Below are 19,343 nucleotides of genomic sequence, written 5' to 3' on the forward strand. Positions count from 1 at the left end.
CAAGGCGCGCGTTGCAAATGGCATGAATCAAAAATGGCTCCTCACGGAGCCATTTCTTTTGAAACCTTAGAACGGGTTTTCGGTCAGCAGCCCGTTGACGAAATCGAACAGGCCGGGGCGCCGGTCGCGGCGCAGGCGCTCGGCCTCGACGATCGCCCGCACGGACGCAAAGGCGCGGTCGAGGTCGTCGTTGAGCACGATGTAGTCATACTCCCGCCAGTGCTCGATCTCGGCGCGCGAATTGGCAAGGCGCGTGGCAATCACCTCTTCACTGTCTTCGGCGCGGCGATGCAGGCGCGACTGCAGCTCGGCCATGGACGGCGGCAGGATGAAGATCGAGACGACGTCTCCCGCCATCTTCTCTTGGAGCTGCTGGGCGCCCTGCCAGTCGATGTCGAAGAGCATGTCCCGGCCGGCGGCCATGGCCGCCTCCACCGCGTCGCGCGGCGTGCCGTAGAAATTGCCGTGCACCTCCGCCCATTCGAGCAGCGAGTCGGTGGACCTCAGCGCCTCGAATTCGCGGATGGACTTGAAGTGATAGTGCCGCCCGTCAATCTCGCTCGGGCGCCGCTGACGCGTCGTCACGCTGACCGAAATGCTCATCTCCGGATCGGCTTCCAGGAGATTGCGCGCAATGGTCGACTTGCCAGCGCCCGACGGCGAGGAAATGACGAGCATCAGCCCACGACGGGCGATCTTGATGGGCGAAGGGGTCGCCGGGTTCATACCTTACTCCAGATTCTGGACCTGTTCGCGGAACTGGTCGATGACGACCTTCAACTCGATGCCGGCGGCAGACACTGCGGCTGCGTTCGACTTGGAACAGATCGTATTCGATTCTCGGTTAAATTCCTGTGCGAGGAAATCGAGCTTGCGCCCAACGGGGCCGCCCTTCGACAGAAGCTCGCGGGCGGCAACGATATGGGAGCCAAGCCGGTCGATCTCCTCGCGAAGATCCGCCTTGGTGGCGAGCAAAGCGACTTCGGCATGGAGCCGGTCCCGCTCCAGCGATGACCCGTTGTCCATGACCAGGGCCACTTGCTGCGCCAGCCGGTCGGCAATCGCCGCGGCGCTACGTGACGGGTCGGCCTCGACCGTCGCCGTTAGCCGCTCGATCGTCTCGACCTGCGCCAGCAGGATCTGACAGAGCGCCGCGCCCTCGTCCTCGCGCATCTTGCGCAGATCGGCGAGCGCACCCGCCAGCCCGGCCAGGATATCGGCGTCGAGCGCAGCGCGCTCTTCTTCGCTCTCCTCCGGCTCGCGGAAGTCGACGATGCCGCGGATCGAGAGAAGCGTGTCGAACCGGAGCGGCGCGGGATCGACGAGGTCCCCGAGTTGACCGCGCAGGTTCAGAACCGCCGTCAAGGCTGCCTGGTTGACCACGGCCTCGACGGCAGCCTCGCCGCCGCTGACGGAGAGGCCGATCTGAAGGTTGCCGCGGGAAAAATACTCTGCTGCAAGCTTGCGCACCTCGGGCTCGAAGCGCTCGAGCCCCTGCGGCAGGCGCAGCCGGAGATCCAGGCCCTTGCCGTTGACGGAGCGCAGCTCCCAGGCCCAACGACGGCGGCCGCTGCTGCCTTCTCTCCGGGCAAAGCCGGTCATCGATTGGAGCGGCATCATCACCTCCGTTGCGGTTTCAGCAGAAGCAATAAGGCGACGGCGCGGCATCCCGCAAGGGATATCCGCGCCGTGATTCGTCCGTCCACAGTGCAAGCATCGCTAGGCGGCTCTGCCGCCCGCGAGCGCCGGCCTATTGCGGCTGCGTAGCTGCCGGTTCAGCAGTGCCGGCGTCAGACGCAGCCTTCGCCGCTTCGGCTGCCCGCTCCGCCTCAACCTTGCGCCAGCGGCGGACATTGGCATTGTGTTCGTCGAGCGTCTCGGCAAAGACGTGGCCGCCCGTGCCGTCGGCAACGAAGTAAAGCTCCGGCGTGCGTGACGGATTGGCGACCGCTTCCAGTGCTGCACGGCCAGGGTTGGCGATCGGCGTCGGCGGCAGGCCCTTGATGATATAGGTGTTGTACGGCGTCTGCTTGTCGATGTCCGACTTCAGGATCGGCCGGTCCGCCGGCTTTCCGTCACCGCCGAAAATGCCATAGATGATCGTCGGGTCGGATTGCAGCCGCATGCCCTTGTCGAGCCGGTTGATGAAGACCGAAGCGACGCGCGGGCGCTCGTCGGCGCGGCCGGTTTCCTTCTCCACGATCGAGGCCAGCGTCACCAGTTCTTCCACCGTCGAAACCGGCAGATCGGGATCGCGCTTCTCCCAGATCTGGCCGACCAGGATCTTCTGGGCTGCGGCCATCTGCTGGACGATCTCGCCGCGCTTGGTGCCGCGCGTGAACTTGTAGGTGTCAGGCATCAGCGAACCTTCGGCCGGCAGTTCTGACGGCAGATCGCCGACGAGCACCGGATCATCGGCGAGCCTGTGGAACATCTGCTTGACGGTCAAGCCTTCGGGCAGGGAAACGGAATAGAGGATCGACTTGCCCGACTTCAGGAGTTGCATGACCTCCTGCATCGACGAGCCTGCCTTGATCTCGTATTCGCCGGCCTTCAGCGTCTCGTTGTCGAGATAGGCCTCGGAGACGAAACGGAAAACACGCGCATCGGTGATGATGTTTCCGCGCTCAAGGCCGCTTGCGATCTCGCTCATGCCGGCGCCGCCCCGGACGATGAAGTTCTGGTTCGCCTGCAGCGGACCCGGCTTTTCGTACTGGTGCATCGCATAATAGACCGTGCCGGCGGCGGCGAGCGCTGCAAACACGATGACGGTCATGACGAAGTTCAGGAAGATCACGACCTGGCTACGTGCTTTACGCGATCGTTTCGGCGGCTGCGGCACCTTTTCCGGACGCAGCGCTTCGTTTGCCGATTTCGGAATGATCGGTCCGTTGCTCGCGTTTTCACTGCGGCCGAATTGCGCCGCGCCGTTATCGTTTGAGTCGCTCACGATTATCCCGAACCCGAAATTCGCGGCCTCATTCTCTTCCTGCTTCCGGTGCGAATTTCGGACTGGACCGTGGCAGGCATAGGTCAAATTTATAAAACGGTGCCGCCCAGAAGGCCGGCGTCCGCAGTTACTCAAAAATCCGCGGCCGGTGCAATCTCACCGAAGAACCACAGAAATGTGTCGAATCACCGTCCGTTCAAGAGAACGCGGCGGACGACCGACACTTTAATCCGGAACCTCGGTCCGCGGTAAAAACCGGGCAAACCGTCGTTTCCAGGCAATGGCTGAATGGCAATCTGACAGATATGCCTTGCGCGAACATCGCGGTCGGCGAGCGCCATCTTCCATGACGGCGCCTCCTCCCAACACATGCTTGTAGCGAGCAATACGGCAAAAGCTGGATCATCGCGCCGCCTTCTGCGGTCGGCGCGATGATTGGCTCAGGCGACGCTCCGGGCGCGCGATCAGGCGCCGGTGTAGCGACGCAGGACCAACGAAGCGTTGGTGCCGCCGAAACCGAAGGAATTCGAGAGCGCCACGTTGATTTCACGCTTGCGTGCGACATGCGGCACGAGGTCGATCTTCGTCTCGACCGATGGGTTGTCGAGGTTCAGCGTCGGTGGCGCGATGTTGTCGCGGATCGCCAGCGCCGAGAAGATCGCTTCCACCGCGCCGGCAGCGCCGAGGAGGTGGCCGATGGCCGACTTGGTCGAGGACATCGAGATCTTCGACGCGTGCTCGCCAACCAGACGCTCGACGGCGCCAAGCTCGATCGTGTCGGCCATGGTGGAGGTGCCGTGGGCGTTGATGTAGTCGATATCGGCAGCCGTCAGACCGGCGCGCTTCAGCGCCATCTGCATGCAGCGATAGGCACCGTCGCCGTCTTCCGACGGAGCAGTGATGTGGAAGGCATCGCCCGAAAGGCCGTAACCGACGACTTCCGCATAGATCTTGGCGCCGCGCGCCTTGGCATGCTCGAGCTCTTCGAGGATGACGACGCCGGCGCCCTCACCCATGACGAAGCCGTCGCGGTCGATATCGTAGGGGCGCGAGGCCTTCTGCGGATCGTCGTTGTGCTGGGTCGACAGCGCCTTACAGGCGGCAAAGCCGGCGAGCGAGATCCGGCAGATCGGCGATTCCGCGCCGCCAGCCACCATGACGTCGGCATCGCCGAGCGCGATCAGACGGCTCGCGTCGCCGATCGCATGAGCGCCGGTCGAACAGGCGGTGACGACAGAGTGGTTGGGACCGCGCAGCTTGTGGCGGATCGACACCTGGCCCGAGGCAAGGTTGATGAGCCGGCCGGGAATGAAGAACGGCGAGATGCGGCGGGGGCCTTTGTCGCGCAACGTATAGCCGCCTTCGACGATGCCTTCGAGACCGCCGATGCCCGAACCGATCAGCACGCCGGTTGCGATCTGGTCTTCATCGTTGTCCGGCTTCCAGCCGGCATCGGCCAGCGCCATGTCGGCCGCAGCCATCGCGTAGACGATGAACGGATCGACCTTGCGCTGCTCCTTCGGCTCCATCCAGTCGTCGGCATTGAAGGTCGCGTCGGTGCCGTCGCCGAAGGGAATGCGGCAGGCAATCTTGGCAGGAAGGTCCTCGACCTCGAATTCGGTCACCTTGCGCGCGGCATTGTGCCCGGCAAGCAGGCGCGCCCACGTCGCCTCAGTTCCGCAACCCAAGGGAGATACCATGCCGGTACCGGTGATAACGACACGTCTCATAGTCCGCGACCCACCCTGACTTTTCCATTTCAGAGCCGGATCGGACCACGTGTAACGAACCCGATCCGGGCATCCATTTTAAGGTTCTTATTCACACGATCAGAGGGAAATGCGGGAAACGCTTGCTGATCGAAATCCCCGCTCAGCGCGGGATAGCCCACTTCCCTGGGCTGAAACGGGCCGCTTTAGGCGGCCCGTCCACGGCCGAAGCCGCTTTAAGATATTAGGCCTGAGCCTTTTCGATGAACTTGACGGCGTCGCCGACAGTCAGGATCGAGTCAGCAGCGTCGTCCGGGATTTCAACGCCGAATTCTTCTTCGAAAGCCATGACCAGTTCGACGGTGTCGAGCGAGTCCGCGCCGAGGTCGTCGATGAAGCTTGCGCCTTCGCTGACCTTTTCGGCGTCGACGCCAAGATGATCAATAACAATTTTCTTTACGCGTTCTGCGATATCGCTCATGTCGGAGTTCCTCGACCTTCGTTTCTGTAGGCGCCTATTCCGGCACCGGTACTCTTCTGTAAGCCTGATAGACCAAGACGGCCCACCCGGCAATCCATCCAACCGGAACTGCGGCAAACCCAAGGCAGCCAAGGCTGCCGGACGCCTGGCGGGACCGGTCGACTGCTAACAGTCATGGCCCGATTAACACGGTTTAACGCTGTCGCAAAGTCCGAAAATGCCTGTCATTCGCTTGCTCAACATTGAATTTCAGGCATTTGGCAGGCGGCATCCCGGGACGTTGAAGATCGCCCGCCGCACAATCTCGGCGGGCGGCCCATCCCGGAAACCGGATCAGATCATCGCCATGCCGCCATTGACGTGAATCGTCTGGCCGGTGACATAACCAGCTTCGTTCGAAGCGAGGTAAGCGACCGCCGAAGCGATTTCGGCGCCGGTGCCCATGCGCTTCATCGGGATCGCGCCCATGATCGCGTCCTTCTGCTTGTCATTGAGCTTGCCGGTCATCGCGCTTTCGATGAAGCCCGGAGCCACGCAGTTGACCGTGACGTTGCGCGTCGCGATTTCCTGGGCAAGCGACTTGGAGAAGCCGATCATGCCGGCCTTGGAGGCGCAGTAGTTCGCCTGGCCAGGGTTGCCGGTGACGCCGACGATGGAGGTAATGTTGACGATGCGGCCGAAACGGCGGCGCATCATCGGATGGGTGAGTTCGCGCGTCAGGCGAAACACGGCCGTGAGGTTCACTTCGAGAACGGCGTCCCAGTCCTCGTCGCTCATGCGCACGAAGAGGCCGTCCTTGGTGATGCCGGCATTGTTGACGAGGATGTCGACGCCACCGAGTTCGGCCTCGGCCTTTTCGCCAAGCGCCTTGACTTCGGCGCGATCGGAAAGGTTTGCCGGGAAGAGGTGAACGCGATCGCCCAGTTCGTTGGCGAGCGCTTCAAGCTTTTCGACGCGGGTGCCATGCAGGCCGACGATGGCGCCCTGAGCGTGCAGCATGCGGGCGATTTCTTCGCCGATACCACCGGATGCGCCGGTAACGAGAGCCTTGCGGCCGGAAAGATCAAACATCTCTTTGATTCCTTATAACTGGAGCGCCTAGGCGCTCGCTCAGGCGAGCAAGGCGGCGAGTGCTGCGTCGATATCGGCGGGCGTATTGACGGCGATACCGGTGACGGTCTTGTCGATGCGGCGGGCAAGCCCGGTCAGGACCTTGCCGGAACCGAGTTCATAAAGCGTCGTGACGTTGTTGGCGGCGAACCACTCGACCGTCTCGCGCCAGCGGACCTGGCCGGTGACCTGCTCGACCAGCAGACGGGCGATCTCTTCGGCATCGCTGACGGGCGCGGCAAGCACGTTGGCGATGACGGGCACCACCGGATTGCGCTTTTCGACCTTGGCCAGCGCCTCGCGCATCGCGTCGGCAGCTGGCGCCATCAGCGCAGAATGGAAGGGTGCCGAAACCGGCAGCATCAACGCGCGCTTGGCGCCCTTTTCGGAAGCGAGTGCCGCGGCCTTCTCGACGGCAGCCTTCTCGCCGGAGATCACCAGCTGGCCACCGCCATTGTCGTTGGCGATCTGGCAGGAACCGAGGGCGGAGGCTTCGCGGCAGACGGCTTCGACGTCCGCATGTTCGAGGCCGATGATCGCCGCCATCGCGCCCTTGCCGACGGGAACCGCCGCCTGCATGGCGTTGCCGCGGATGCGCAGCAGGCGCGCCGTGTCGGCAATGGAGAAAGTACCGGCGGCACAGAGCGCCGAGTATTCGCCGAGCGAATGGCCGGCGACGAAGGAAACCTTGGACTTGAGGTCGAGGCCCTTGGCTTCGAGCACGCGAATGACGGCCATCGATACGGCCATCAGCGCCGGCTGCGCGTTCGCCGTCAGCGTCAGCGTTTCCTCGGGGCCGTTCCACATGATCTCGGACAGTTTCTGGCCGAGTGCTTCATCGACTTCGGCAAAGACGGCTGCTGCTTCCGGAAAAGCGTCGGCCAGATCCTTGCCCATGCCGACAGCCTGGCTGCCCTGGCCTGGAAACGTGAATGCAATGCTCATGGGATCGTCCCTTCCCTAGATCACTAGGATTTCGGGTCGGCGCGACACGAAATCCTAGTGATCGGTTCTTATGAGTTAGAGCGGGATGCAGGCAGAAACCATACATCTCCGGTTTCCTCTCCATTCACATTCCTTACCGACGAGTCAAGCTTGGAGGCCGGCAGGGACGCGGCCGACAGGCCCTTTTGCCCTTGATCTTCAACAATCAAGGCGTAAGTTTGCCGCCCGATGTCGCTCTGCCCTTTCCCCAACCACCGGGGCTGAGGCGACCGCTCCATTCCCGGTGCCGGCGCCCCTTCCCTCCCCAGGTCGGCGCTCGCCCTTCACAAGGATACTTATCTAGATGCGCTACAACACGCTTGGCCGCACCGGCATCAAGGTTTCGGAAATCTGCCTGGGCACCATGACCTGGGGCTCGCAGAACTCCATCGCCGAGGCGCATGAGCAACTGGACTACGCCTTCGACAAGGGCGTCAACTTCATCGACACCGCCGAACTCTACCCGACCACCCCGCTGTCGCCGGAGACCTACGGCGACACGGAACGCTTCATCGGCGAATGGCTGGCCAAGCGCGGCCGGCGGGATGACGTCGTTGTCGCGACCAAGGTTGCCGGTCCCGGCCGTCCCTATATCCGCAACGGCAATCCGACGACGCCCGAGGGCATCGACCAGGCGATCGACGCCAGCCTCAAGCGGCTGAAGACCGACTATGTCGACCTCTATCAGCTTCATTGGCCGAACCGCGGCCACTATCATTTCCGCAATGCCTGGTCCTACGACCCGTCCAAGCAGGACAAGGACCACGTCGCGAGCGACCTCCGGGCGATCCTCGACAAGCTTGGCGACCTCGTTAAGGCCGGCAAGGTGCGCGCTATCGGCCTTTCCAACGAAACGGCGTGGGGCACGATGAAGTTCATCGACATGGCGGAGCGTCATGGCCTGCCGCGAGTCGCTTCGATCCAGAACGAGTACAACCTGCTTTACCGCACCTACGACCTCGACCTGTCGGAGCTGTCGCACCACGAAGACGTGGGCCTGCTCGCCTATTCGCCGCTCGCCGCTGGCCTCTTAAGCGGCAAGTACCTCGACGGTGTGAAGCCGAAGGGCTCGCGACTTTCGATCAACGGCGATCTCGGCGGCCGCTTCACGCCGCACCAGGAACCGGCCGTCGAAGGCTATGCCAAACTGGCACGCGAGCACGGCCTCGATCCGGCGCAGATGGCCATCGCCTTCTGCCTGGCGCGGCCGTTCATGGCGTCCGTCATCATCGGCGCGACGTCGATGGAGCAGTTGAAGACCAACCTCGACGCCATCGATCTCACGCTGTCGCAGGACGTCGTGAACGGAATCCGGCGGCTGCACCGAATCTATCCGATGCCGATCTGAGTGTGAGAGCAGATCGCCGATGCCGGTGCCCCAGACGAAAGCGGAACTGCTTGAGGCGATCGACGCCCAGTTCGCCAGGCTGATGCGCGAGTTGGAACGGGTTCCTGACCAGCGCTACCGCGAACCTTCGATCGAGGGCCACGCCAAGGGCACCGTGATGAGCGTCGGCGATCTCGTCGCCTACCTCATCGGCTGGGGCGAGCTGGTGATCAAATGGATCGATCGCGATCAGCGCAGCGAGCCGGTCGACTTCCCCGAGACGGGCTATAAATGGAACGAACTCGGACGGCTGGCGCAAAAATTCTATGCGGACTTCCGCGCTCTTTCGCCAGGCGAGCTTGTCGCCAGGCTGAAGCAAAGCAAGGAGGCGATCGAAGCACGGATCAGGGATCGCGACGAGCAGGCGCTCTACGGGCGGCCATGGTACGGAAAATTCACGCTCGGACGCATGATCCAGTTCAACACGTCCTCTCCTTATGCCAATGCCCACGGCCGGCTGCGCAAACGGAAGAAGGCGAACGGGCCGACGTAAAAAGCGGAAAAGATACGGCAAGCCTTGCCTTCCGCGGAAAAATGCGTATAAGCGCCCTGTTCGAAATGCCCGGTCTTCTGGCTGGTGGCTGAACGGAGGGCCGGTTTCCCATTAGGGGAGCCGTTAGGATTGCACGTCTTTCCGGCCTCCCGTGTCTCCGCTCTCGACCGTCTCGATACAACACTTTCTTGCCGGCTGCCTGTCAGCCACTAAGAACAGTCGTTGAGGCTTAGCCGCCGAGGTCCGGGCTGATTAACGCAAGAAAGGCAAGCCACAATGGCTCTTTATGAACACGTATTCCTGGCCCGCCAGGACATCACGCCGCAGCAGGTCGACGGTCTCGTCGAGCAGTACAAGGGCGTGCTCGAAGCAAACGGCGGTAAGGTCGGTCGCGTCGAGAACTGGGGCCTGAAGTCCCTCACCTACCGCATCAAGAAGAACCGCAAGGCTCACTACGTTCTCATGGACATCGACGCTCCGGCAGCGGCTGTTCACGAAATCGAACGCCAGATGCGCATCAACGAAGACATCCTGCGCTACATGACGATCGCCGTCGAGAAGCACGAGGAAGGCGCATCGGCCATGATGCAGAAGCGCGACCGTGACGACCGTCCGCGCCGCGATGGCGACCGTCCGGAGCGTGGCTTCGGCGACCGTGGTCCGCGTCCGGACCGTGGCGACCGCGAAGACCGCCCGCGCCGCCCGCGCGAAGACCGCGCGTAATCAAGAAACTTTAGGAGATTAAGACAATGGCTGAAGTTTCTTCCGCTCCGGTTCGTCGCCCGTTCCACCGTCGCCGCAAGACCTGCCCCTTCTCGGGCGCAAACGCTCCGCGGATCGACTACAAGGACATCCGTCTTCTGCAGCGCTACATTTCCGAGCGCGGCAAGATCGTTCCTTCCCGCATCACGGCCGTTTCCCAGAAGAAGCAGCGCGAACTCGCCCAGGCGATCAAGCGTGCACGCTTCCTCGGCCTGCTGCCCTACGTCGTTTCCTAAGAACGGCTGACCTTCCGTCAGTCTTCTGACTCGACGGAACCCGACGTGTTGGGAGAGGCGCTCCCCTAAGGTGAGCGCCTCTTTCACTCCCTTCCGCGATGGGCGCGGATCGGAACCGGCGCGATGCGCCAAAATCCCATGCTGGGGACAAGGCTTCGGCCATCCCCTAACTGCACGAAGCAGGACAGCGAACGTGACGAATGTGAACAGGACATCGCTGCTGACCGGCGTTCTCGCCGGCTTTACCGCCGCCCTCTTGTCGATGGGCGCGAATACGCAGTCGTCTCTTGCGATCGTCCTTTACGCCGCCTCGGCCCTTCCGATCCTGATTGCCGGCCTCGGCTGGGGCAATGCTGCCGCGATCACCGCGATCGTCACGGCCGGCGCCACCGGTGCCGTTCTCGTTTCGCCCTATTTCTCGCTGCTGATCCTCGTCGTCACGCTGATCCCGGCCGGTTGGCTGAGCCACCTCGCCAATCTCGCCCGCCCGGCTTCCGAACTCGGTGGTCCGGACGAGGCGCTCGCCTGGTATCCGCTTTCCGATATCCTCAGCCATCTCGCTGGTCTGGTGACCGTCGGCATGATCATCGTCGGCGTCATCGTCGGCTATGGCGCCGATATCTCCGATCGCATGGTCGATATCGTCATTCAGGCGGTGAAGGCCCAGGACAGCGCCTATAACCCCGATGCAGCCGCCATCGCCCAGATCAAGTCGCTCTTCACCCTCGCCTTGCCGCTCGTCCAGGGCGCGATCTGGGTGCTGATGCTGTTTACCGCCTACTACCTTGCCACCCGCATCGTGCAGATGTCCGGCCGGTCGTTGCGCCCGCGCGAGGATATTCCTTCGACGCTGCGCATGCACCGCAACGCGATCTTCATCTTTCTCGGCGGCCTGGTCCTCACCTTCCTCGGCGGCGCACCCGCAACGATCGGCGCGCTGATCTGCGGAACATTCGGCGCGGGCTTCCTGCTTGCCGGTTTCGCCTCCTTCCATTTCCGCACGCGCGGCAAGTCCTGGCGGCTTCCCGTGCTGTGGATCGCATACCTGTCGGTGCTCGTGTTCACGATCCCGGCATTCTTCTTCCTCCTGTCCGGCCTGATCGATACGCGACGCACCATCGCGGTCACGCCGGTTGGAAAAAACTGACCAACGAACTGGAACTCTGAAAGGAAACCAACATGGAAGTCATTCTTCTCGAACGTATCGCCAAGCTCGGCCAGATGGGCGAAACCGTAAAGGTTCGCGACGGCTTTGCTCGTAACTACCTCCTGCCGCTCGGCAAGGCGCTGCGCGCCAACGCTGCCAACAAGGCCCGTTTCGAAGCTGAGCGTTCGACGCTCGAAGCTCGTAACCTCGAGCGCAAGTCGGAAGCCCAGGCTGTTGCCGAGAAGCTCGACGGCAAGTCGTTCATCATCGTTCGCTCGGCTGGCGAAACCGGCCAGCTCTACGGTTCGGTTGCTGCCCGCGACATCATCGAAGTGCTCGCTGCCGAAGGCTTCAACGTCGGCCGCAACCAGGTCGACCTGAACCAGCCGATCAAGTCGATCGGCCTGCACAAGGTCACGCTGCACCTGCACTCGGAAGTCGAGATCTCGGTTGAAGTCAACGTTGCCCGTTCGGCCGAAGAAGCCGGTCGCCAGGCCAAGGGCGAAAGCCTGACCTCGGCCGACGCCATCTACGGCGTTGACGAAGACGCCCTGAAGCCGGAAGACTTCTTCAACCCGGAAGCCGAATTCGAAGGCGAAGAAGAATAAGCCTCAAAGGCCATTCAACACGCGAAAGCCCGGATCATCGATCCGGGCTTTTTTCTTGGCCGCTGCACGGCCCGCTCTGGCAATGACCTCCGAGAAGTCCAGCCCCTTATCCGTGAGCGGCAACGGGCGTGCCGCCCTTGTTGGCCTGATCCGGTGCAACATGCACCGGCGCATCCTTGTCGACGCGCACGACGACCGAGAGACCGGGTGAGAGCATTTCCGCCAGCGGCTGGCCGGGATCGACGGCGATGCGCACGCCGACGCGCTGGGCCACCTTGGTGAAGTTGCCGGTGGCGTTGTCCGGACGGATGATGCTGAACTCCGAACCGGCGGCGGGCGAGAACCGCTCGATATGCCCCGTCAGCTCGTTCCTCTGCAGGGCGTCGACCGCGATGGTGACGGGTTGGCCCGCCTTCATGCCGTCGAGCTGCGTTTCCTTGAAATTGGCGACCACCCAGACGTCGTTCGGCACCAGCGCCAGGAGTTGCGAGCCGGCCGTCACATATTGACCGATCCGCGCGCCGATCTCACCGAGCCGGCCGTCCCGCGGCGCGACGATGCGGGTGTTGTCGAGATCGATACGCGCGAGTTCGACGGCCGCTTCCGCCCCGCTCACCGCGGCCTGCAGTCCGGAACGCGCGCCGAGCGTCGTCGCCAGTGCCTGCTTCGAGACTTCCAGCCCAGCTTCTGCCTGGCTCACGGCAGCGTCGGCCTGCTCGAAGCCCGCACGCGCCTGATCGGCGTCGCTGCGGGTCGAAACACCCATTTCCGCAAGCGGGCGAATGCGGTCCCAGGTCGCACGCGCCCGGTTGAAGGCGGCCTTGGCGCTGTCGATCTGCGCCTGGCTTGCGGCGATACCAGCCTTGGCCGAAAGCTCCTGCTGGAAGGAATTGGCAAGGGCTGCCTTCTGACCGGCAAGCGTGGCTTCCGCCTGCGCCACCTTCTGCGCATAGATGCGGTCGTCGATCTTCACCAGCAGTTGCCCGGCTTTGACCGTCTCGTAGTCGTGCACCGGAACGTCGGCGACATAGCCCGCAAGCTGTGGGCTCATGATCGTGACAAAGCCACGCACATAGGCGTTCTCGGTCGATTCGACCGAACTGTGGAACGGCGGCAGCCGCCAAGCGTAGAGCACGAGGGCGATACCGGCAATGCCGGCGAGAAGAACGATGATGCTCGTGGGGGAGCGCAGGGATTTCAACATGGTCGTCAACTCTGTCAATCAGGTGGCCGGCATCGGCGCAGGCGCGGACAATCTCTGCCTGAGCCAGTTGTAGAAGATGTGCAGCAGCAGCCCGGCGAGCGCGAAGAGCGCGACCGCCGAGGCAAGCAGGAAGGCGTCGTTGTAGGCGAGGATGTAAGCTTCGCGGGTCACCTGCTGTGACAACAGCACGGTGCCCTCGCCGCCGAGCAGGGTCTTGTCGCCCATCACCTTGGCGTAGGCGGCGGAAAGCTGGTTGACGCGCTGGGCAACCAGCGGGTTCGAGAGCACGATCTGTTCGGCGAGAATGTTGGAGTGAAACTTTTCGCGGATCGTGACGAAGGTGCCGAAGGCGGCAGAGCCGATCAGGCTGCCGATGCTCTGGGTGAAGAGGAAGATCACGATGAAGCTCAGGATATAGCTCGGCCCCTTGGCGAGCGCCGCCTTGAAGCCGCGCGCCATCGCCGGGGGCAGGAAGAGCGCCGTGCCAGACGCAATCATCGCCTGGCTCAGATACATCTGCTCCGGCCGCGTGAGGCTGGTCGCCTGGCTATCCATATAGGCGCCGGTCGCCAGAAGGCCGAGCGCCAGGATATGCACGCGCTCCGCATGCTGAGGGTTCATCAGCGCGGCGCAAAGCAGGCCGCCACCGATCGCCGCGGCAAGAATGATCCAATAGAGCGTCGCGACCTGCTCGAACTGGAGACCGAGCTGCTGGTAGAAGTTCGCCGCGACCGTCGATTGTTCGGAGGCCACCAGGCGGAAAATGAGGAGAACGGCGGCAAAGTGCACGATCTCCTTGGAGGCGATCCAGCGCACGTCGATCAACGGTACCGGGCGATGGAGCTCGATCAGCACCGCGGTCGTCAGCGTCGTGATCGAGACGATCAGCAAGACACCGAGCCATGGCGCCTCGACCCACCAATAGAGGCGCCCCATGGTCAGGACCACGGCGAGGCAGCCGAAGGCGACGGCGACGAGCAGGTAGCTCAGGATATCCATGCGCTGGATGACCTTCGCATGCGGGACCGGCGTCAGCGGCAGCAGGTAGATGATCGGCAGCGCGATCAGCGCCAGCGCCATTTCCAGCGTGTAGAGCGCGTGCCACTGGCCGTATTCGATCAAGGTCGGCGAGATCAGGCGGGTGACCGGCGCGGAAATCGTCGTGCAGGTGAGCGCCAACGCCAGACCGACGGTCAGCTTGCGCGCCGGCGGAAAGGCTTCGAGCATGTAGAGAAAACCGAGCGTCGACATCGGTGCGGCGGCAATGCCGCTGATGAAGCGCACGACGATCGCCGAATGCAGATCGGAAACGAAGACGTTCATCAGCGAGACGACGACGAAGCCGGCGATGCTGATTTCGGCAAAACGGCGCAGCCCGTACTGGGCGCGGATCTTCACCAGCGCAATCGACAGGCTGACATTCGGCGCCATGTAGGCCGCCGAGAGCCAACCGGCCTCGATGGCGGTCGCCGAAAGCGAGCCCTGGACCTGCGTGAGGTTGGCGAGCGCCAGGTTCATGCCGAGCCCCTGCGTCAGGAACAAAAGCACAGAGCCCAGGACATAGACCGCCGAAAGCAACAGGCCTTTCTCGACCGGGGCCGGTACGGGCGCTGGCGCCGGTTCTGGCGCAATCGCGGTTTCCCCGCGTTGATCCTCGTCGATGGTCTCCGCAGCCTCAAGCTCGATGGCGAGGCGATTGTCGTTTGCGGCGGCCGTCGCGCCTGCACCCATCGCCGTCACTCCCGCGCCAGCGACTGGACATTGTCGGCGATCGCCCGGATCACCCGCTTCGTCACCGCAAGCTCGGCTGCGTCGATGCCTTGCAGCACTTCGGCCCGGATCTCATCGGCAAGCCTGAGGATCTCGTCGGCAACCGTGCGGCCGAGTTCGGTCATATGGATCTGCTTGGCGCGGCGGTCGGAGACCTCCACCCGCCGCTCGATGAAGCCCTGCTTCTCCATGCCGTCGAGCAGGCGCACCAGGGTCGGGGTCTCGATGTCGAGCTCGTCGGCGAGCTCCCGCTGGTTCAGGCCGTCCTTCTTCGTCAGGGCAAAGAGCGCGCGGGCGCGCGACAACGTCAGCCCCCTCTCCTTCACCCGCGCATCGAACACGGCGCGCAGCTTGCGATTGACCAGTGACAAGGCATCGAACAGTTCGCGGTTCACGGTTGGCTGATACATTGATATCTTTTCCATATTACTAGCATGCTAATTATATTGCCTCTATCTAATCCAAATGCGGTGGATTTTCAAGATGCGGATTTGAGGCAGAGGAGGACGGCGTTACACTTCGGCCTGTCGGGAAGGTTCGGGTGATTCGCGGCGTCAACGACCAAATTTGTGACGACGGCATAATCCGCACATTTGCGAACCCCCGCCTGTGGATCAGTCGAACAACGGGAACAGCGCCGGGTGCGGTGACGTCGCTCTGCGACTGTGTCCCTCGTGCACTTGACCCGGCCCGCGCTTAGACGCAAACCGGTGCCACACCAGACAGAGGCAGAGATAATCGAATGAACGAAGCGTCGCGAAAGCTATCCCCTATCGGCAAGGATCAGGCGGACCAGCACTACCGCGAGGCCCCGAACAACCTCGAGGCCGAGCAGGCGCTGCTTGGCGCGATCCTCGTCAATAACGACGCCTACTACCGCGTCTCGGACTTCCTGAAGCCCGTGCATCTGCACGAGCCGCTGCACCGCAAGATCTACGAAGTCGCCGGCGACATCATCCGCATGGGCAAGATGGCGAACCCGGTCACCATCAAGACCTTCCTCAAGGCCGACGAGAAGGTGGGCGACGTCACCGTCGCGACCTATCTTGCGCGCCTTGCCGGCGCCGCCGTGTCGATCATCAACGCAGAAGACTATGGCCGGGCGATCTATGACCTGGCGCTGCGCCGCTCGCTGATCACCATCGGCGAGGACATGGTCAACATCGCCTATGACGCGCCGCTCGACATGCCGCCGCAGGGCCAGATCGAAGACGCCGAACGCCGTCTGTTCGAACTGGCAGAGACCGGCCGCTACGACGGCGGCTTCCAGTCGTTCAACGACGCCGTGGCGCTCGCCATCGACATGGCAGGCCAGGCCTTCGAGCGCGACGGCAGCCTTTCGGGCATTTCAACGGGCATCCTGTCGCTTGATGGCCGGATGGGCGGCCTGCAGCGCTCCGACTTGATCGTGCTTGCCGGACGTCCGGGCATGGGCAAGACCTCGCTTGCCACCAACATCGCCTACAATATCGCCGCCGCCTACGAGCCGGAAGTCCAGGCGGACGGTTCGTTCAAGGCCAAGAACGGCGGCGTTGTCGGCTTCTACTCGCTCGAAATGTCGTCCGAACAGCTCGCTACCCGTATCATCTCCGAGCAGACCGAAGTCTCCTCGTCGAAGATCCGCCGCGGTGACATCTCCGAGGCCGATTTCGAAAAGCTCGTCGCCTGCTCGCAGATGATGCAGAAGGTGCCGCTCTATATCGACCAGACCGGTGGTATCTCGATCGCCCAGCTTTCAGCCCGCGCGCGTCGCCTGAAGCGCCAGCGCGGCCTCGACTGCCTGGTGGTGGACTATATTCAGCTCATGACCGGTTCGGGCAAATCCAGCGACAACCGCGTGCAGGAAATCACCCAGATCACCACCGGCCTCAAGGCGCTCGGCAAGGAGCTGAACGTTCCGATCATCGCGCTCTCGCAGCTCTCCCGTGGCGTCGAAAGCCGCGAAGACAAGCGGCCGCAGCTCTCCGACCTTCGTGAATCGGGCTCGATCGAGCAGGACGCCGACGTCGTGCTCTTCGTGTTCCGTGAGGAATACTACGTGAAGAACCTGGAGCCGCGCGACGAGTTCGACCCGAAGTACGAAGAATGGAAGATGAAGATGGAGCAGGTGAAGGGCACGGCCGACGTGATTATCGCCAAGCAGCGTCACGGACCGACCGGCACCGTGAAGCTCGCCTTCCAGTCGGAATTCACGCGCTTCACCGATCTCGCCGATCCATCCTTCACCCAGTACGAAGAACACTAGACAGTTTCATTGTTTCGTCGAAACAGCGAAACAATCCATCACTTGAAGAACGCAATTCCGGACGGAAAACCGTTTCACACGTTTCCTGGGATTGCTCTTAAGTTCCGTGGGGGCGGCCGGAGCGGGCTGGGAAAAATGTTTGCGGTTTCCCAGCCCGCTCTCAATTTCAAAGGTACGTGACCTTCTCGCTGAAGCGCCCCGCCCGTTTCAGCACAAACTCTCAGAATACGAGGCGCAGCAACGCCACCGAGACGACGCCGACGGCGACCGACACCAGGAGCGGCAGCCGCATGGCGGCCACCGCCGTCGCGGCAGCGGCGATCGTTTCCGCTGGACCGGTCACGAAGGCAGTCGGCGCGATGACCGCCATCAGCACGGCCGGTGGGATCGCCTCCAGCGCGCGCTTCTGGTTTTCCCCGATCGTCACATAGCGGATCAGCACGAGGCCGCCGATGCGAGTCGCGATCGTCGCAATCGCCATGGCAAGGATTGCGAGCAGCGTATTGAGATCGACGGTCATGCATGGGCCTCCTTGCGGGCGCCGGAGAGAAGTGCCACCACGACGCCGGCCGCAGCCCCGGCAGCGATGTACCAGACCCCCGGCAGCAATTGATGCGTCAGGACCGCGGCGAGCGCGCTTGCAGCCAGAACGGCCCCGGTCTCGCGCCCCTTCCAGAAGCCCATGACCAGCACGATGAAGACGGCGGGGAACGCAAAATCGAGGCCCGTAACCTTCGGATCGCCCAGGAAGGCGCCGAGCAGCGCGCCGCCAAGGCTCGTCAACACCCAAAGGCAATAGAACGGCACCGCAAGGCCCGCATACCAGGCAGGCGTCAGCTTGCCGTTGCTCGCGCGCATCTCGGCCATGGCCCAGATCTCGTCGGCCAGAAGCAGCATCGACGCATAGCGCGCCGGCCCGGAGAAACTGTCGAGCTTGCCGCCGATCGAAGCGCTCATCAGCACATGGCGAATGTTGACGAGCAGGGCCGAAAAGCCAAGCGCTGCCCAGGACGCCGGATGCGTCCAGATATCCATAGCGACGAACTGCGATCCGCCGGCAAAGACCAGCGCGCTCATCAGCGCCACCTCGGCCGGCGTGAGCCCCTTGCTCGCAGCCACCGCGCCGAACACGAGGCCAACCGGCATGACCGCAACGATCAGCGGCGTCATGGCGACTGCCGCGGCCCGAAATTCCTGAAACGCACTTCTTTCCTGCAACGTCCACGTCTCCATTCGCGCGATGCGCCGCCTTTCCACGCAGGCGCGCCATCGCAATCACCCGCGTGTTCTAGGTCTCGGGTTGAGGATCGTCTTGAACGAAAGTGATCAGCCGGCGCGGAAGGCCCCGGGGGTGACGCCGGTGCGCGCCTTGAAATGACGGCTGAAATGCGCCTGGTCGGCAAAGCCGCATTGATAGGCCGCGTCCACCGCCGACCAGCCGTGCCGCAGCAACGTCTTTGCCGCCCGCACGCGCTTGTCGGTCAGGTACGCGTGCGGCGTGATGTGGAACTCCTTGCGGAACGCGCGGATGAGGTGGGCGCGGCTGAGGCCGGCGACTTTCGCCAGTTCCTCGAGCCCGACATCCTCGGCATAGTTTTCCGCCAGGAAGTCGCGCGCCCGGTGCACGGCCGATTGCTCCCGCGTTTCAATCGGCGCGATGATCGTGCTTCCGTGGCGTTCGAACATCGCGGCAAGCACCGCGAACATTTTTTCCTCCGCCTCAAGCGTCGCCCCCGACACTTCGAGCGTGCGGTGGGCCTGATGGAAGGAAAGAGCCAGGTCCGGTGCCTGCAAAACACGCTTGGAGAAGGATGGCGTGCCTTTGAAAGCGCGTCCGGTGACATCCTCGATGATGTTCACCAGCAGTTCGGCGCTCGGATAGACCATGCGATAGCGATAGCCGCTGCCGCCCGGATGACCGTCGTGAATTTCGTCGGGATTGATCAGATAGAAGTATCCGGGGCCGGCCTCCGAACGCTCGCCCTTGATCTTGCTGATCTGCGAGCCGGCCTCGATGGCGCCGATGCTGAAGGTTTCGTGCGCATGCGGAGCAAATTCATGGGTGATGAAGGTCGCCGTCAGACATTCCATGCCCATGAAACGGGAATCCCGCCAGAAGCGCGTGCGCTCGGCGCCCTCTATCGGCATGACATCGATGGCTTCTTCCTGCGAAATCGTCTGCATGGGGAGAGAATAGTGATGCCACGCGCCCGCGTCTTGCACAAAAGTGCTCGTTCAAAGCCGCGGCGCCTTCAGT

Annotated in this window: 20 protein-coding genes; 7 read left to right on the plus strand and 13 right to left on the minus strand. The window is 62.9% G+C overall.

Annotated features, from left to right (window positions below; all coding sequences use genetic code 11):
- Positions 1-66: 66 nt before the first annotated feature.
- From gmk to fabD, 7 genes are all read right to left on the minus strand, one after another.
- Entirely contained in the window at positions 67-726 is a 660-nt protein-coding gene (gene gmk, locus OKW20_RS01065; protein WP_034803935.1) for a guanylate kinase, read from the minus strand.
- A gap of 3 nt (positions 727-729) precedes the next feature.
- Complete coding sequence (locus OKW20_RS01070) at positions 730-1,617, minus strand: YicC/YloC family endoribonuclease (RefSeq protein WP_429169736.1); 888 nt, start codon at positions 1,615-1,617, stop codon at positions 730-732.
- Between the two features lie 133 nt (positions 1,618-1,750).
- Positions 1,751-2,950 (minus strand): endolytic transglycosylase MltG, encoded by a 1,200-nt coding sequence (gene mltG, locus OKW20_RS01075; RefSeq protein WP_043611372.1) that lies wholly within the window; start codon positions 2,948-2,950, stop codon positions 1,751-1,753.
- 464 nt (positions 2,951-3,414) lie between these two features.
- Entirely contained in the window at positions 3,415-4,680 is a 1,266-nt protein-coding gene (fabF, locus tag OKW20_RS01080) for a beta-ketoacyl-ACP synthase II (RefSeq protein WP_429169737.1), read from the minus strand.
- Between the two features lie 223 nt (positions 4,681-4,903).
- Positions 4,904-5,140, minus strand: coding sequence for an acyl carrier protein (locus OKW20_RS01085; RefSeq protein WP_003531676.1), 237 nt, complete (start codon positions 5,138-5,140; stop codon positions 4,904-4,906).
- Positions 5,141-5,473: 333 nt separating this feature from the next.
- Positions 5,474-6,211: a 3-oxoacyl-[acyl-carrier-protein] reductase gene (gene fabG / locus OKW20_RS01090; protein ID WP_429169738.1), complete on the minus strand. Its 738-nt coding sequence runs from the start codon at positions 6,209-6,211 to the stop codon at positions 5,474-5,476.
- A gap of 39 nt (positions 6,212-6,250) precedes the next feature.
- A complete protein-coding gene (fabD, locus tag OKW20_RS01095) occupies positions 6,251-7,195 on the minus strand; it encodes an ACP S-malonyltransferase (RefSeq protein ID WP_043611365.1) in 945 nt (314 codons plus the stop codon).
- 343 nt (positions 7,196-7,538) lie between these two features.
- Here fabD and OKW20_RS01100 point away from each other — a divergent pair, with 343 nt between their 5' ends.
- The 6 genes from OKW20_RS01100 to rplI all read left to right on the plus strand — a co-directional run bounded on the left by OKW20_RS01100 (position 7,539) and on the right by rplI (position 11,867).
- The gene (locus tag OKW20_RS01100; protein ID WP_429169739.1) at positions 7,539-8,582 is read left to right on the plus strand and encodes an aldo/keto reductase; all 1,044 of its coding nucleotides are present in this window, start codon (positions 7,539-7,541) and stop codon (positions 8,580-8,582) included.
- Positions 8,583-8,601: 19 nt separating this feature from the next.
- Positions 8,602-9,114 (plus strand): ClbS/DfsB family four-helix bundle protein, encoded by a 513-nt coding sequence (locus tag OKW20_RS01105; protein WP_429169740.1) that lies wholly within the window; start codon positions 8,602-8,604, stop codon positions 9,112-9,114.
- 276 nt (positions 9,115-9,390) lie between these two features.
- Positions 9,391-9,837, plus strand: a complete 447-nt coding sequence (rpsF, locus tag OKW20_RS01110; protein WP_034803973.1) for a 30S ribosomal protein S6 — start codon at positions 9,391-9,393, stop codon at positions 9,835-9,837.
- Positions 9,838-9,863: 26 nt separating this feature from the next.
- Positions 9,864-10,112: a 30S ribosomal protein S18 gene (gene rpsR, locus OKW20_RS01115; protein WP_025426448.1), complete on the plus strand. Its 249-nt coding sequence runs from the start codon at positions 9,864-9,866 to the stop codon at positions 10,110-10,112.
- Between the two features lie 193 nt (positions 10,113-10,305).
- Complete coding sequence (locus OKW20_RS01120; RefSeq protein WP_043611358.1) at positions 10,306-11,259, plus strand: membrane protein; 954 nt, start codon at positions 10,306-10,308, stop codon at positions 11,257-11,259.
- A gap of 32 nt (positions 11,260-11,291) precedes the next feature.
- On the plus strand, positions 11,292-11,867 hold the full coding sequence (rplI, locus tag OKW20_RS01125) for a 50S ribosomal protein L9 (RefSeq protein WP_034803982.1): 576 nt from the start codon (positions 11,292-11,294) through the stop codon (positions 11,865-11,867).
- A 106-nt stretch (positions 11,868-11,973) separates the two neighbouring features.
- Here rplI and OKW20_RS01130 read toward each other — a convergent pair whose 3' ends face one another.
- From OKW20_RS01130 to OKW20_RS01140, 3 genes are read right to left on the minus strand one after another with little or no spacing between them, the layout of a single operon-like run.
- On the minus strand, positions 11,974-13,071 hold the full coding sequence (locus OKW20_RS01130) for an HlyD family secretion protein (RefSeq protein ID WP_429115349.1): 1,098 nt from the start codon (positions 13,069-13,071) through the stop codon (positions 11,974-11,976).
- An 18-nt stretch (positions 13,072-13,089) separates the two neighbouring features.
- On the minus strand, positions 13,090-14,802 hold the full coding sequence (locus OKW20_RS01135; RefSeq protein ID WP_429169741.1) for an MFS transporter: 1,713 nt from the start codon (positions 14,800-14,802) through the stop codon (positions 13,090-13,092).
- Positions 14,803-14,807: 5 nt separating this feature from the next.
- Positions 14,808-15,251 (minus strand): MarR family winged helix-turn-helix transcriptional regulator, encoded by a 444-nt coding sequence (locus tag OKW20_RS01140; protein ID WP_043611356.1) that lies wholly within the window; start codon positions 15,249-15,251, stop codon positions 14,808-14,810.
- A gap of 332 nt (positions 15,252-15,583) precedes the next feature.
- Between OKW20_RS01140 and OKW20_RS01145 the strand changes: the two genes are divergently transcribed.
- Entirely contained in the window at positions 15,584-17,086 is a 1,503-nt protein-coding gene (locus OKW20_RS01145; protein ID WP_043611355.1) for a replicative DNA helicase, read from the plus strand.
- 220 nt (positions 17,087-17,306) lie between these two features.
- Here OKW20_RS01145 and OKW20_RS01150 read toward each other — a convergent pair whose 3' ends face one another.
- The 3 genes from OKW20_RS01150 to OKW20_RS01160 form a co-directional block, all read right to left on the minus strand.
- Positions 17,307-17,606 (minus strand): AzlD family protein, encoded by a 300-nt coding sequence (locus OKW20_RS01150; protein WP_429115354.1) that lies wholly within the window; start codon positions 17,604-17,606, stop codon positions 17,307-17,309.
- Positions 17,603-18,256, minus strand: coding sequence for an AzlC family ABC transporter permease (locus OKW20_RS01155; RefSeq protein WP_429115356.1), 654 nt, complete (start codon positions 18,254-18,256; stop codon positions 17,603-17,605). Before OKW20_RS01155 ends, OKW20_RS01150 begins: the two co-directional genes overlap by 4 nt.
- 156 nt (positions 18,257-18,412) lie before the next feature.
- The gene (locus OKW20_RS01160) at positions 18,413-19,270 is read right to left on the minus strand and encodes an AraC family ligand binding domain-containing protein (RefSeq protein WP_429169742.1); all 858 of its coding nucleotides are present in this window, start codon (positions 19,268-19,270) and stop codon (positions 18,413-18,415) included.
- Positions 19,271-19,343 lie beyond the last annotated feature (73 nt).

Origin of the sequence: Ensifer sp. LBL (genome assembly GCF_050435225.1) — a bacterium.
Taxonomy (GTDB): Bacteria; Pseudomonadota; Alphaproteobacteria; order Rhizobiales; family Rhizobiaceae; genus Ensifer.

Excerpts from the sequence above, each read along its gene's own strand:
- gmk (WP_034803935.1), bottom strand. The coding sequence starts at position 726 with ATGAACCCGGCGACCCCTTCGCCCATCAAGATCGCCCGTCGTGGGCTG.
- OKW20_RS01070 (WP_429169736.1), bottom strand. The coding sequence starts at position 1,617 with ATGCCGCTCCAATCGATGACCGGCTTTGCCCGGAGAGAAGGCAGCAGC.
- fabF (WP_429169737.1), bottom strand. The coding sequence starts at position 4,680 with ATGAGACGTGTCGTTATCACCGGTACCGGCATGGTATCTCCCTTGGGT.
- OKW20_RS01085 (WP_003531676.1), bottom strand. The coding sequence starts at position 5,140 with ATGAGCGATATCGCAGAACGCGTAAAGAAAATTGTTATTGATCATCTT.
- fabG (WP_429169738.1), bottom strand. The coding sequence starts at position 6,211 with ATGTTTGATCTTTCCGGCCGCAAGGCTCTCGTTACCGGCGCATCCGGT.
- fabD (WP_043611365.1), bottom strand. The coding sequence starts at position 7,195 with ATGAGCATTGCATTCACGTTTCCAGGCCAGGGCAGCCAGGCTGTCGGC.
- OKW20_RS01100 (WP_429169739.1), top strand. The coding sequence starts at position 7,539 with ATGCGCTACAACACGCTTGGCCGCACCGGCATCAAGGTTTCGGAAATC.
- OKW20_RS01105 (WP_429169740.1), top strand. The coding sequence starts at position 8,602 with ATGCCGGTGCCCCAGACGAAAGCGGAACTGCTTGAGGCGATCGACGCC.
- rpsF (WP_034803973.1), top strand. The coding sequence starts at position 9,391 with ATGGCTCTTTATGAACACGTATTCCTGGCCCGCCAGGACATCACGCCG.
- rpsR (WP_025426448.1), top strand. The coding sequence starts at position 9,864 with ATGGCTGAAGTTTCTTCCGCTCCGGTTCGTCGCCCGTTCCACCGTCGC.
- rplI (WP_034803982.1), top strand. The coding sequence starts at position 11,292 with ATGGAAGTCATTCTTCTCGAACGTATCGCCAAGCTCGGCCAGATGGGC.
- OKW20_RS01130 (WP_429115349.1), bottom strand. The coding sequence starts at position 13,071 with ATGTTGAAATCCCTGCGCTCCCCCACGAGCATCATCGTTCTTCTCGCC.
- OKW20_RS01135 (WP_429169741.1), bottom strand. The coding sequence starts at position 14,802 with ATGGGTGCAGGCGCGACGGCCGCCGCAAACGACAATCGCCTCGCCATC.
- OKW20_RS01140 (WP_043611356.1), bottom strand. The coding sequence starts at position 15,251 with ATGTATCAGCCAACCGTGAACCGCGAACTGTTCGATGCCTTGTCACTG.
- OKW20_RS01145 (WP_043611355.1), top strand. The coding sequence starts at position 15,584 with ATGAACGAAGCGTCGCGAAAGCTATCCCCTATCGGCAAGGATCAGGCG.
- OKW20_RS01150 (WP_429115354.1), bottom strand. The coding sequence starts at position 17,606 with ATGACCGTCGATCTCAATACGCTGCTCGCAATCCTTGCCATGGCGATT.
- OKW20_RS01155 (WP_429115356.1), bottom strand. The coding sequence starts at position 18,256 with ATGACGCCGCTGATCGTTGCGGTCATGCCGGTTGGCCTCGTGTTCGGC.
- OKW20_RS01160 (WP_429169742.1), bottom strand. The coding sequence starts at position 19,270 with ATGCAGACGATTTCGCAGGAAGAAGCCATCGATGTCATGCCGATAGAG.